Here is a 13,314-nt window from a genome sequence, read left to right as displayed (position 1 = left end):
TTGGTCACAAGGGCGGCGGATGTGACAATGGCGACGGCAAGCAGCGCGCAGCGCGAACCTTCCATGGAAGAGATACTGGCTTCCATCCGAAGGATCATCGAGGACAGCGACACCGGTCGCAAGCAGCCGGCCGAGGCCGGTGAACTGCGCCAGGACCTGGAACCGGCCGTCGTCAACACGCCTCCCGCTGCCGTGCCCGCCGTCGAGGTCGACGCCTTTCGTTCCGAACTGCATGCCGAAGCCGGCCCCCGCAGGCCGGCGACGCTGGCGGAAGTCCAGGCCCAACTTGCAGCGACCGATCCCGTGTTTGCGCGCGCAGAGGCTCGCGCAGAGCCGGTGAAGGCAGCGCCGGCGACCCCGGCGGAGGTCAGCGTGAGGAATGCTGTAGAGCCGAGCGCGCCGGCGGCGAGCAAGCCCGCCGCGGCAAATGCACCGCAGACCGCCGAGACCATCGTCGCCGATTGGCGGCGGGAAATCGCGGCCGCCGGCGGCAGCACCGTTACCGCGAAGCCGGCAGTCAGGGCTCCGGAGGCTGAGGCCCGGGCCGAGATCGCGAAAGTCGAGATCGATCAGGACGAGCCGGCGGTTGAAGCGCCCTCGCAGGCGAGCGCTCCTCAGGCATCCGCACCCGAGGCCCAGTCGGCTCGGCCTGCGATCCTTTCCGAGCACACGGGCAGGCAGGTTGCCGCTGCCTTCGGCGAGCTTTCCGATGCCTTTGCCAGCCGCGGCAAGAAGAGCTTCGATGAAATGGCCGAAGAGATGCTGCGGCCGATGCTGCAGGATTGGCTCGACAACAACCTTCCGACGCTGGTCGAAAGGCTCGTGCGCGAAGAGATCGAGCGCGTGGCTCGCGGCGCGCAGTAGGCTGCCGCAACACGCAAGCTGAAAAGCGCCGCCTTCGGGCGGTGCTTTTGTTCAAGGCTGATCAGGTGAGTGGCGTTGGCCCGGACTGGCCGGGATTGTCGCTGGTCGAGGGCAGGCCTATCTGTGGCGGTGATTGCTGCTCTCGCGGTTGACTCGGCCAGGACCTTCCGATTTACAGCGGACGCTTGTTACCGACAGTTCGGACCTCCTTCATGCTTGAAAAGACCTACGACGCCAAAGCCGTCGAGCCGAAGATCGCCAAAGTCTGGGAAGAAGCCGACGCCTTCCGGGCCGGCGCCGGCGCGGAGGAGGGGGCGGAAGCCTTCACCATCGTCATCCCGCCGCCGAACGTCACCGGCTCGCTGCATATGGGGCATGCGCTCAACAACACGCTGCAGGACATTCTCGTGCGCTTCGAGCGCATGCGCGGCAAGAACGTGCTTTGGCAACCCGGCATGGATCATGCCGGCATCGCCACGCAGATGGTGGTCGAGCGCCAGCTCATGGAAAAGCAGATCCATCGCCGCGATCTGACGCGTGAGCAGTTCATCGAGAAGGTCTGGGAGTGGAAGGCCGAGTCCGGCGGCGCGATCTTCAATCAGCTGAAGCGCCTCGGCGCCTCGGCCGACTGGTCGCGCGAACGCTTCACCATGGATGAAGGCCTGTCCAAGGCCGTGCTGGAAGTCTTCGTCACGCTCTACAAAGAAGGCCTCATCTACAAGGACAAGCGCCTTGTGAACTGGGACCCGAAGCTGCTGACCGCCATTTCCGACCTGGAGGTCGAGCAGCATGAGGTCAACGGCAATCTCTGGCACTTCCGCTATCCAATCGAAGGCGAGGCGTTCGATCCCGAGAACCCGAAGACCTTCATCACGGTCGCCACGACGCGTCCCGAGACGATGCTCGGCGACACGGCCGTGGCCGTGCATCCGGACGACGAGCGCTTCACCGATCTCGTTGGCCGCAACGTCGTGCTGCCGATCGTCGGCCGCAAGATACCGATCGTGGCGGATGAATATTCCGACCCGGAAAAAGGCTCCGGCGCGGTCAAGATCACGCCGGCGCATGACTTCAACGACTTCGAGGTCGGCAAGCGTCACAAACTGCCGGCGATCAACATCCTGACGGTCGAAGCTGCTATCAAGCTCAAGGACAATGAGGATTTCCTCGCCGGCCTCGAGGTCACGCCGGAGCGCCAGGCTGTGTGGGACGAGCTCGACGGGCTCGACCGTTTCACCGCGCGCAAGAAGATCGTCGAGCTGATGGAAGCTGGCGGGTTCCTCGACAAGATCGAACCGCACCGGCACACCGTGCCGCATGGCGACCGCGGCGGCGTGCCGATCGAGCCGTTTCTGACGGAGCAGTGGTATGCGAACGCGGCGGAACTCGCCAAGCCGGCGATCGCCTCGGTGCGCGAGGGCCGTACCAACTTCGTGCCCAAGAACTGGGAAAAGACCTATTTCGACTGGATGGAAAACATCCAACCCTGGTGCATCTCGCGTCAGCTCTGGTGGGGTCACCAGATCCCGGCCTGGTACGGGCCGGACGGCCGCGTCTTCGTCGAAAAGACCGAGGAAGAGGCGCTCGCTGCAGCCATCGAATATTACCTGGCGCTGGAAGGGCCTTGGAAGGCCTGGGTCGAGGATAAGCTCGAGAATTTTCAGCCGGGCGAGATCCTCACCCGTGACGAGGACGTGCTCGACACCTGGTTCTCGTCGGCGCTATGGCCGTTCTCGACGCTCGGCTGGCCCGACCGGACGCCGGAGCTCAAGACCTATTACCAGACCGACGTGCTGGTGACCGGCTTCGACATCATCTTCTTCTGGGTCGCCCGCATGATGATGATGGGCCTGCACTTCATGGACGAGGAGCCGTTCCACACCGTCTATGTGCATGCGCTGGTGCGCGACAAGAACGGGCAGAAGATGTCGAAGTCGAAAGGCAACGTCATCGATCCACTCGACCTGATCGACGAATATGGCGCCGACGCGCTGCGCTTCACGCTGACCGTGATGGCGGCGCAGGGCCGCGACGTGAAGCTCGATCCGGCGCGCATCGCCGGCTACCGCAATTTCGGTACCAAGCTCTGGAACGCGACGCGCTTCGCCGAGATGAACGAGGTCGCACGCAACGACGACTTCTGGCTGAACGACGCCAAGCTGCCGGTCAACCGCTGGATCCTGACGGAACTGACGCGGGCGGCGCGCGCGGTCACCGAGGGTATCACCACCTATCGTTTCAACGAGGCGGCGACTGCTGCCTACCGCTTCGTCTGGAACCTGTTCTGCGACTGGTACCTGGAGCTGTTGAAGCCGGTGTTCATGGGCACGGATGAGGCGGCCAAGGCCGAGAGCCGGGCCTGTGTCGCCTTCGTGCTCGACGAGATCTACAAGCTCCTTCATCCGATGATGCCGTTCATGACGGAGGAGCTGTGGGCGCAGACCGCTGGCGAGGGCAAGGAGCGCTCCTCGCTGCTTTGCCATGCCGCCTGGCCGTCGCCCGACTTCGAGGACGATGAGGCGGCCACCGACATCAACTGGCTGGTCGATCTGGTCTCGGGCATCCGCTCGGTGCGGTCGGAAATGAACGTGCCGCCGGCGGCGATCGCGCCGCTGATGGTGATTGGCGCCAACACGCTGACGCATCAAAGGCTGGAGCGGCACGCCCAGGCGATCAAGCGGCTGGCGCGCGTCGGCGATATCGCGCTGGTCGACGCGCCGCCAAAGGGCTCGGCCCAGATCGTGCTCAACGAGGCGACGATAAGCCTGCCGCTCGGCAGCCTGATCGATCTCAAGGCCGAAGCCGCGCGACTGCAGAAGGAATTGGCGAAGGTCACCGAAGAGATTGCTCGCCTGCACAAGAAGCTCTCGAACGAAAAGTTCGTCGCCAACGCGCCGGAAGAGGTGGTCGAGGCCGAGCGCGAGAAGCTCGCCGAATACCGCGAGGCGCAGGAGAAGCTATCGGTGGCTTTGACCAGGGTTCGCGACGCCGGCTGAACGGCAAGAATCGCCCCAGCGCGGAGGTGCTTTCCGGTACGTTAGCTGCCTCGAAAATGGGCGTGCCGCTACGTTAATTTTGACGTAAACGGAAAGTTTGCGCCGCATTGTTGCCATAATGTAACAATCAGGCCCGCCAGCCCCAAAATCAGCTGTTTTTGCCCTGTTTTGGGTCCTTTCTTCGGATTTTTTCTGCCGCTCGATCGCGGTTGGCGCGATTTAAGCGGCCATCGCGGCGCCGGTCACCATGGCAAAATTACGTGCTGTCAAGATGTACATGTACAGCTCTTGAGATCGTTGTTGCGTCGTTAACCCGAATTGGTTCTAGCTTGAGCCACTTGTATTTCGGGGAGGGATTTCCATGAACAATCTGCGGCTCAAAGCGCTGCTGGGGGCAGGCTGCTTTTCGCTGGCGATGATTGGCTCCGTGGTCACCCAGGCGAATGCCGGCGGACTGGAGCGGGGTTGGTACGACATCGATCTGCTTTTCGATCCGGCGCAGATCACTGGCGAGGTCACCGGCACCTATGTGATGCCGCAACGCGACCTCAAGAACGTAAAGGACACGAATCCGGCCGACGGCCCGCTTAACGCGCTGGGCTTCTCTAACACTGCCCGCGACACGGAAAGCTACTGGGTGCCGAGCGCTGGCATCAAGGCTGGCGTCGGGCCTATCGATTGTCTTGTCGACTACGGCCAACCGATCGGTGCGTACAGCAGTCCTGGCGCCAATTGGGCCGGTGCGAACGGCAATGTCGTGACCAAGGTCGAAAGCGAGGCCTTGGGCGGAACCTGCTCGTACAAGATGGACCTGGGCAAAGGACAGTTTCGATTCATCGGCGGCGTGTTTCATGAAGATGTTTCCGGGTTCAAGGAGCAATTGGTTGCACCGCTCCCGGCCTTCCTTGGCACCGGCATTGGCCGCCTTGATCTCGAAGGAGACGGGTGGGGATGGCGCGCCGGTGTCGCTTACGAAATTCCGGACATCGCCCTGCGCGCGAGCCTTGTCTACAACTCGGCCGTCAAGCTCGACAACCTGACCGGAACGCTTGACCTAACACAGGTCCCCGCCTTCATAGACCCGACGAATCCGATCCTCGGCAGAGTAACTGACGTATACGGTTCCTCCGAGGTACCTCAATCAGTCGAATTGAAGCTTCAATCCGGCATTGCGCCTGGATGGTTGGCGTTCGGATCGATCAAGTGGGTGGACTGGAGCGTGCTGCAGAGCATCCCCTTCTGCCCGACCTCGACAAAAGGCATTCTTGCTTGCACCACGACAAGTCCTGTACGCGCTACGTCGCTTGACCTCCTCTATCGCGACGGCTGGACAGTCTCCGCTGGCATCGGTCACAAATTCAACGATCAATGGAGCGGGGCGGCTGGCATCAGCTGGGATCGCGGCACGACCACCGGCCTCAGCGCGCAGACGGATACGTGGACGCTCAGCGCCGGCGTGGCTTACACACCGACCCAGAACGTGGAACTCCGTCTTGGCGGCGCGTTGGGCGTGCTTACCAGCGGACACGTCCACTCGGTCGTCGGCTCCGATGGCGTTACCTACGGCACCGACTATACTGCCGACTTCGGCAACGACCTCGTGTCGGCCATTTCAGGATCCGTTAAGGTCAAGTGGTAACTATCTCAATTTGAACGAAAAAAGGCCGGGCTATGCCCGGCTTTTTTCGTTGGAGGACGGCGATCGCAGCCTCAATCCCGGCCCGATGTTGCAGATTCGCTGCACAACCGGCCCTCGATACGATTGTGACGTTTTGGCAACAGTTTATGAACAACCCCCGCGCTACAAGTCCGGCAGAGGGAACTGCCCATTTCCCGCCATAAACCCGGAGCAACCCGGATAGGTCTCGGGATGCGTGCCAGGTTGGCCCGGCGATGGGACCGGCCGCGGGGTGTGCGGCAAGGACGAGTATGGACGCCAGGGTAATCTCGAAGGCCAAGCTGCCCAGCCGCTACGTGACCGAAGGTCCGGCGCGGGCGCCGCATCGCTCGTATCTCTATGCCATGGGCCTGTCGGCGGCCGAGATCGCGCAGCCACTTGTCGGCGTCGCCAGCTGCTGGAACGAGGCGGCGCCCTGCAACATCTCGCTGATGCGTCAGGCGCAGGTGGTCAAGAAGGGCGTGGCAGCCGCCAACGGCACGCCGCGCGAGTTCTGCACCATCACCGTCACCGACGGCATCGCCATGGGCCACCAAGGCATGAAGTCGTCGCTGGTGTCGCGCGAGGTGATCGCCGATTCGGTTGAGCTCACCATGCGCGGTCATTGCTATGATGCCCTGGTCGGGCTTGCCGGCTGCGACAAGTCGCTGCCCGGCATGATGATGGCGATGGTGCGCCTCAACGTGCCGTCGATCTTCATCTATGGCGGCTCGATCCTGCCCGGCAGCTATCGCGGCCGGCAGATCACCGTGCAGGACGTGTTCGAGGCAGTCGGCCAGCATTCCGTTGGCACGATCAGCGATGCCGAACTGCTCGAGATCGAGCAGGTGGCGTGCCCTTCGGCCGGCTCCTGCGGCGCCCAGTTCACCGCCAACACCATGGCCACCGTCGCCGAGGCGATCGGCCTGGCGCTGCCCTATTCCTGCGGCGCGCCGGCGCCCTACGAGATGCGCGACCGTTTCAATTTCGCCTCGGGCGAAAAGGTCATGGAGCTGATCGCCAAGAACATCCGGCCGCGCGACATCGTTACGTTGAAGGCGCTGGAAAACGCCGCGACCGTGGTGTCCGCCACCGGCGGCTCGACCAATGCGGCGCTGCATCTGCCGGCGATCGCGCATGAGGCCGGCATCAAGTTCGACCTGTTCGACGTGGCGGCGATCTTCGAGAAGACACCCTATATCGCGGACCTCAAGCCCGGCGGCAAATATGTCGCCAAGGACATGTTCGAAGCCGGCGGCATTCCGCTCCTGATGAAAACGCTGCTCGACCACGGCTATCTGCACGGCGACTGCATGACGGTCACTGGCCGCACTTTGGCCGAAAATATGGAGCACGTTTCTTGGAATGAGAGCCAGGATGTTGTGCGTCCCGCCAATCGGCCGATCACCAAGACAGGCGGCGTTGTGGGCTTGAAGGGCAACCTTGCCCCCGAAGGCGCGATCGTGAAGGTCGCGGGCATGTCGGAACTGAAATTCTCAGGCCCGGCGCGTTGCTTCGATTCGGAAGAGGAGTGCTTCGAAGCGGTCACGCAGCGCAATTACCGGGAAGGCGAGGTTCTCGTCATCCGCTACGAGGGGCCGCGCGGCGGACCGGGCATGCGCGAGATGCTGTCGACGACGGCGGCGCTCTACGGCCAAGGGATGGGCGGCAAGGTTGCGCTGATCACCGACGGACGCTTCTCGGGCGCCACGCGCGGCTTCTGCATCGGCCATGTCGGGCCGGAGGCGGCGGTCGGCGGACCTATCGGACTGATCAAGGATGGCGACGTGATCTCGATCGATGCCGTGAACGGCACGATCGAAGTGGCCCTGTCGGACGCCGAGCTGGCGGCCCGGGCAAAGAATTGGAAGGCGCGCAAGACCGACTATCAGTCGGGCGCGATCTGGAAATATGCGCAGACCGTAGGGTCGGCCCGCGACGGGGCGGTGACCCATCCGGGTGCGGCCAAAGAAACGCACTGCTATGCGGACATCTGAGGTGTTGAGGTCGTCTGTCTTTTCGGCACTGGTCGTGATCGCCGGTCTCGGGGCGACCTTGGGCGCCGTGGGGCAGGCCATGGCCTTCGACGACAAGGTGTTCGATGACAAGACCGGCGTGAAGCCGCAGTCGAGCCCTTGGGCGGTGTTCCAGTTCGGCTTCTCAGCTTACAAGAGCGGCCACAAGGACCAGGCGGTCGAGGCCTACAAATACGCCGCCGAGAACGGTCAGATCGGCGCCACCTGGAAGCTTGCGCGCATGTATGCCGAGGGCGACGGCGTGACGCGCGACGACTATGCGGCCTTCAAGTTCTTCTCAGAAATCGTCGACCAGGATGTCGAGCCCGGCTCGCCGGAAGAAAGCTATGTGTCGGACGCGCTGGTGGCGCTCGGCGACTATCTGCGCAAGGGCATTCCCGGCACCCCGGTCGAGGAGAACGACGTGGCGGCGCAGGAATATTACATGCGCGCCGCCGCCAACTACCGCAATCCGAACGCCCAGTTCGAGATCGGCCGCATGTTCCTGAAGGGCGAGGGGGGCGTGAAGGCCAGCGTCAAGCAGGCCGGCCGCTGGCTGCAACTGGCGGCCGAGAAGGGCCATGCCGGCGCGCAAGCGACGCTCGGCAACCTCCTGTTCCAGAGCGGCAAGATCGTGCGCGGCCTGGCGATGATGACGGCAGCACTCGAGCGGGCTCCGGCGGCCGACCAGCCCTGGATCCGCAACATGCAGGAAGAGGCGTTCGCCGCGGCCGGCGAGGCCGATCGGAGGACAGCGATCTCGCTCGCCGACGACATCCTGACCAGGGGCAATAACGGCGACCAGTAAGCGCAGGTTTGGCGAGAGCGTGCGTGGCAGCTTGGCGCACGCATTGGCTAACATAGCGCTGGTCGACCCCCGCTCCGTCTCGGCTTCGCCTGTCCAGTCGATAGATGGGGTAGAGAAAGGCGCCAAGCCTTTCCGGCAACGCTCCCTTCCTTTCCCCTCCGGAGGGGGGAAGGTGGCGCTGCGCATCAGTTATCGGTCGGCTCCGTCGGCGTCGTCTCGGGGGGCGGGGTCGAGATCGATGTCGGGTGCGGTTTGGGCGCTTCTCCCGGACATTCGTCCTTGATCCTGGTCCAGGACGTGTTGTTGAGAACCATGTCGCAGCGGGCGAGGTGGCTCTCGCCGGCAACAGTCAGGCACGCCGTCTGGCTGACATTGAAGGACTTGCCGTTGGCCAAACAGGTCGGCGCCGCCAATGATGGCGTCGGCGCGGCGAGCGCCAAAGCAAGGCCGATCGGCCAGAAAAGAAATCGGATCGCCATTCAACCCCCACAGCAACCCCCATCAAAGACGGGATTTGTGGCGATATCTGGGTCCCCGGGGCGTCTCAGGCCGGCTGCAGGGCGAGCTCGATCGCGACCGGCACGTGATCGGAGGGCTTCTCCCAGGCGCGGACGTGCTTTTCCACCGAGGCCGAAGAGAAACGGTTGGCAGCTTCCGGTGACAGCAAGAGGTGGTCGATGCGGATGCCGTTGTTCTTCTGCCAGGCGCCAGCCTGATAATCCCAGAAGGTGTAGACACCGGCAGAGTCCGTCACCGAGCGCACCGCCTCGGTGAAGCCGAGATTCTTCAGCCGGCGGAAGGCCTGCCTCGTCTGCGGCTGGAACAGCGCGTCGCCCAGCCAGTTTTCGGGGAAGCGGGCATCGGCCGGCTCCGGAATGACGTTGTAGTCACCGGCCAGCACCAGCGCCTCTTCCAGGCGCAGCCGCTCTTCCGCCCAGCGCTCCAGCCGCGCCATCCAGGCGAGCTTGTAGGAAAACTTCCGTTCATCATCGATCGGGTTGCCGTTCGGCAGATAGAGCGAGGCGACGCGTAGCGCACCCTGGTCGGTCGAAAAGACGCCTTCGATGAAGCGGGCGTGGTCGTCCTCGTCATCACCTGGCAGGCCGCGATTGACCTCGTCGAAGGGAAGCTTCGACAGGATGGCGACGCCGTTGAAGCTCTTCTGGCCGTTGGTCTCGACATTGTAGCCCAGCGCCTCGATCTCGGCGCGCGGGAACTGGTCGTCGACCGTCTTGATCTCCTGCAGGCAGACGATGTCCGGCGCGCTTTCGGTCAGCCAGTGGGTGAGGTTGCCGATGCGGGCGCGAACGCCGTTGATGTTCCAGGTGACGATCTTCATGCAGGCCTCGATGCTGTTCGGACGGAAGGCGTTCGACGGAGCGGATCGTATTGCCTGTCCGGACCTTTCGAAAGGCCGTCCATTCGCATTCCTGCCAATAAGCGCGCGACAGCCGTACGCCGACGGTTCGCGCCGATCACAGGCTCGCGTACTTGCAGCCGATCAGATGGAGAAGCTGGTGCCGCAGCCGCAGGAGGCGACAGCGTTCGGGTTTTTGATCTGGAAGGACTGGCCCATCAGATCGTCGACGAAATCGATCACCGAGCCGCCCATATAGACCAGCGACAGGTCGTCGATCAGGATGGTCGCGCCGTCCCTCTCGATGGCGACATCGTCATCATTCGCACCTGCGACGAGATCGAACTTATAGGAAAAGCCAGAGCAGCCGCCACCTTCCACGGAGACGCGCAGAGCCGTCTTTCCGGGTTCGGCGGAGACGATCCTGGCGATCCGCTTTGCCGCGGCGTCGGTCATTTCGACCTTCATGGCAGTCTTGGCATCCGCGCCCATCGGCGTCACCTTGCTTTCGGTTTGACATGATAGGTATGAAGCAGGCAGGCCTGAGTCAACTGGTGGGTCAATGGAAGAGCAGCAGGGCAAGGATGCTCTCGGCGACATCGGGTTCGGCTACCGGCCGCGCGCCGTCTATGCGAGCGACCCGGCGCGTTCGCGCGGGCGCCTGTTCCCAGAGGCCGAAAGTCCGACGCGCACGCCGTTCCAGCGCGACCGCGACCGCATCATCCATTCCACCGCTTTCCGCCGGCTGAAGCACAAGACCCAGGTCTTCGTCGCGCATGAGGGCGATCATTATCGCACGCGTCTGACGCATTCGATCGAGGTGGCGCAGATCGCTCGTGCCCTGGCGCGGGCGCTGCGCGGCGACGAGGATCTCGCCGAGGCCGTGGCCCTTGTGCATGATTTCGGCCACACGCCGTTCGGGCACACAGGCGAGGATGCGCTCAACGAGAAGATGGCCGCCTGGGGCGGTTTCGATCACAATGCCCAATCGCTGCGCGTGGTGACGCGGCTTGAGCGGCGCTATGCCGAATTCGACGGGCTGAACCTCACCTGGGAAACGCTGGAAGGGCTGGTCAAGCACAACGGCCCGTTGACCGATGCGAGCGGGAAGGGGATCAAAGGTCCGGTGCCGCAGGCGATCCGCGATTATTCGGAGTTGCACGATCTCGAGCTCGACCGTTTCGCCGGCATCGAGGCGCAGTGCGCCGCGATCGCCGACGATATCGCCTACAACACCCACGACATAGACGACGGCCTGCGCGCCGGTTTGCTGACGCTGGAGATGCTGGAGGAGGTCGGGCTGCCGGGCTCGATCCTGAAGGGCGTGCGCGCCAAATACCCCCAGCTTGACGACGTCCGCACCGGCCACGAGCTGATGCGGCGGCAGATCACCTTGATGGTCGAGGACGTCATCGCATCGACCACCGCCAATATCGAACGCCTGAAGCCGGACAGCGCCGATGCGGTGCGGACGGCGGGTGAAACCCTTGTGACCTTTTCGGCCAGCATGGCGGCGGCCGAGAAGGAGCTGAAAGCCTTTCTCTACAAGCATCTTTACCGGCACGCCGAAGTGATGCGCGTGCGTGCCGACGCCGAACAGATCGTGCGTGAGCTGTTCGACATCTATTTCGCCGATCCTCGCGCCATGCCCGATGGCTGGCGCGAGGGGCTGGACCGGGCCGAGGACCGCATCAAGGCGCGCAGCGTCGCCGACTTCCTGGCCGGAATGACCGACACCTATGCGCTGAAGGAACATCGGCGTCTGTTTGACCACACACCGGATTTGAGCTAGGGCGAGCCTCGATTTTGCCGGCCGGTTGGGCCGGTCGCCTCTTAAAGCCCAGAGCATATCCAATGAATATCTTCGCCGATTTCAACGCGCGGATCGTAAAAGCCGTCGAAACCCTTGACCTGAAGGACAAGGAGGGGGCCGCGCTCGACCTGTCGCGCATCACGGTCGAGCCGCCGCGCGACGCCAGCCATGGCGATCTCGCCACCAACGCAGCCATGGTGCTGGCCAAGCCCACCGGGCAGAACCCGCGCGCCTTGGCGGAAAAGCTCGTCGAGGTGCTGAGGGCCGATGCCGACATCGCCTCGGCCGACGTTGCCGGTCCTGGCTTCGTCAACCTCAGGCTGAAGGATGGCTTCTGGCATACGCATCTGGCAGCGCTTCTCGGCGAAGGGCGCAACTATGGCCGCTCGAAGATCGGCGGCGGTCGCAAGGCCAATGTCGAATATGTCTCGGCCAATCCGACCGGGCCCATGCATGTCGGCCATTGCCGCGGCGCCGTGGTCGGCGATGCGCTTGCCAATCTGATGGCCTTCGCCGGCTATGACGTGACCAAGGAATATGTGATCAACGACGCCGGTTCGCAGATCGACGTGCTCGGCCGCTCGGCGTTCCTGCGCTACCGCGAGGCGCTTGGCGAAGCCATCGGCGAGATCCCGCCGGGCCTTTATCCGGGCGACTATCTGGTCCCCGTGGGCCAGGCGCTGGCCGAAGAATTCGGCCTCGGCTTGCTGGAGATGCCGGAAGACGAAGCGCTGGCGATCGTCAAGGACCGCACCGTCGATGCGATGATGGCGATGATCCGCGAGGATCTGGCGCTGCTCAACGTGCATCACGACGTGTTCTTCTCCGAGCGCACGCTGCATGCTGACAATGCCAGAAAGATCCGGTCGGCGATCGCCGACCTGACGCTCAAGGGGCATATCTACAAGGGCACGCTGCCGCCGCCGAAGGGCGAGAAGCCCGACGACTGGGAAGACCGCGAGCAGACGCTGTTCCGCTCGACCGCGGTCGGCGACGACATGGACCGGGCGCTGGTCAAGTCGGACGGCTCGTTCACCTATTTTGCCGCCGACGTCGCCTATCTCAAGGACAAGGTCGAGCGCGGCTTCGTCGATCTCATCTACGTGCTCGGCGCCGATCACGGCGGCTATGTGAAGCGGCTCGAGGCGCTGGCCCGGGCGGTTGCCGGCGACACCGTCAAGCTGACGGTGCTGCTTTGCCAGCTCGTAAAACTGTTCCGCGACGGCGAGCCGGTCCGGATGTCGAAGCGGTCCGGCGATTTCGTCACCTTGCGCGATGTCGTGGAGGAGGTCGGCCGCGACCCGATCCGCTTCATGATGCTTTACCGCAAGAACGACGCGCCGCTCGACTTCGACTTCGCCAAGGTCACCGAGCAGTCGAAGGACAATCCGGTGTTCTACGTCCAGTACGCTTCGGCGCGCTGCCATTCGGTTTTCCGGCAGGCGAGCGAGCAGCTCGGTGAGGCGAATTTCGACCGCAACCGGCTCGCGGCTTCCGTGGCGGCGCTGACCGACGAGGGCGAGATCGCGTTGATCCGCAAGCTGGCTGAATATCCAAGATTGATCGAATCCGCGGCGCTTTCGCTGGAGCCGCACCGGCTTGCTTTCTACCTCTACGACCTGGCTTCCGGCTTCCATGCACAGTGGAATCGCGGCCACGACAACCAGGACTTACGTTTTGTTAAGGTTAACGACCGAGAATCAACCTATGCCAGACTAGGGCTGGTGCAGGCTGTTTCGGATGTCTTGACCTCCGGCCTGACGCTGATCGGGGCTGACGCGCCTACCGAAATGCGTTAGGTTTA

Annotated in this window: 10 protein-coding genes; 7 read left to right on the top strand and 3 right to left on the bottom strand. The window is 63.5% G+C overall.

Annotated features, from left to right (window positions below; translation table 11 throughout):
* Positions 1-27 precede the first annotated feature (27 nt).
* From CK230_RS00930 to CK230_RS00910, 5 genes are all read left to right on the top strand, one after another.
* Complete coding sequence (locus tag CK230_RS00930; RefSeq protein WP_095815341.1) at positions 28-864, top strand: PopZ family protein; 837 nt, start codon at positions 28-30, stop codon at positions 862-864.
* Positions 865-1,076: 212 nt separating this feature from the next.
* Positions 1,077-3,860 carry a valine--tRNA ligase gene (locus tag CK230_RS00925; protein ID WP_095815340.1) on the top strand — a complete coding sequence of 928 codons (2,784 nt, stop codon included), beginning with the start codon at positions 1,077-1,079 and terminating at the stop codon, positions 3,858-3,860.
* A gap of 361 nt (positions 3,861-4,221) precedes the next feature.
* Positions 4,222-5,499, top strand: a complete 1,278-nt coding sequence (locus CK230_RS00920; RefSeq protein ID WP_095815339.1) for an OmpP1/FadL family transporter — start codon at positions 4,222-4,224, stop codon at positions 5,497-5,499.
* Positions 5,500-5,789: 290 nt separating this feature from the next.
* Complete coding sequence (gene ilvD / locus CK230_RS00915) at positions 5,790-7,514, top strand: dihydroxy-acid dehydratase (protein ID WP_095815338.1); 1,725 nt, start codon at positions 5,790-5,792, stop codon at positions 7,512-7,514.
* The gene (locus CK230_RS00910) at positions 7,501-8,340 is read left to right on the top strand and encodes a tetratricopeptide repeat protein (RefSeq protein WP_095815337.1); all 840 of its coding nucleotides are present in this window, start codon (positions 7,501-7,503) and stop codon (positions 8,338-8,340) included. Before ilvD ends, CK230_RS00910 begins: the two co-directional genes overlap by 14 nt.
* A 185-nt stretch (positions 8,341-8,525) precedes the next feature.
* Here CK230_RS00910 and CK230_RS00905 read toward each other — a convergent pair whose 3' ends face one another.
* The 3 genes from CK230_RS00905 to erpA form a co-directional block, all read right to left on the bottom strand.
* Entirely contained in the window at positions 8,526-8,819 is a 294-nt protein-coding gene (locus CK230_RS00905) for a hypothetical protein (RefSeq protein ID WP_095815336.1), read from the bottom strand.
* A 65-nt stretch (positions 8,820-8,884) separates the two neighbouring features.
* Complete coding sequence (gene xth / locus CK230_RS00900) at positions 8,885-9,679, bottom strand: exodeoxyribonuclease III (protein ID WP_095815335.1); 795 nt, start codon at positions 9,677-9,679, stop codon at positions 8,885-8,887.
* 162 nt (positions 9,680-9,841) lie between these two features.
* On the bottom strand, positions 9,842-10,189 hold the full coding sequence (gene erpA / locus CK230_RS00895) for an iron-sulfur cluster insertion protein ErpA (RefSeq protein ID WP_095815334.1): 348 nt from the start codon (positions 10,187-10,189) through the stop codon (positions 9,842-9,844).
* A 70-nt stretch (positions 10,190-10,259) separates the two neighbouring features.
* Between erpA and CK230_RS00890 the strand changes: the two genes are divergently transcribed.
* Positions 10,260-11,489, top strand: coding sequence for a deoxyguanosinetriphosphate triphosphohydrolase (locus tag CK230_RS00890; RefSeq protein ID WP_095815333.1), 1,230 nt, complete (start codon positions 10,260-10,262; stop codon positions 11,487-11,489).
* Positions 11,490-11,551: 62 nt separating this feature from the next.
* Entirely contained in the window at positions 11,552-13,309 is a 1,758-nt protein-coding gene (gene argS, locus CK230_RS00885; protein WP_095815332.1) for an arginine--tRNA ligase, read from the top strand.
* The last annotated feature ends 5 nt before the right edge of the window (positions 13,310-13,314 follow it).

This window comes from Mesorhizobium sp. WSM3859 (assembly GCF_002295065.1).
Taxonomy (GTDB): Bacteria; Pseudomonadota; Alphaproteobacteria; order Rhizobiales; family Rhizobiaceae; genus Mesorhizobium.
This window is presented reverse-complemented; position numbering and strand designations above follow the sequence as displayed.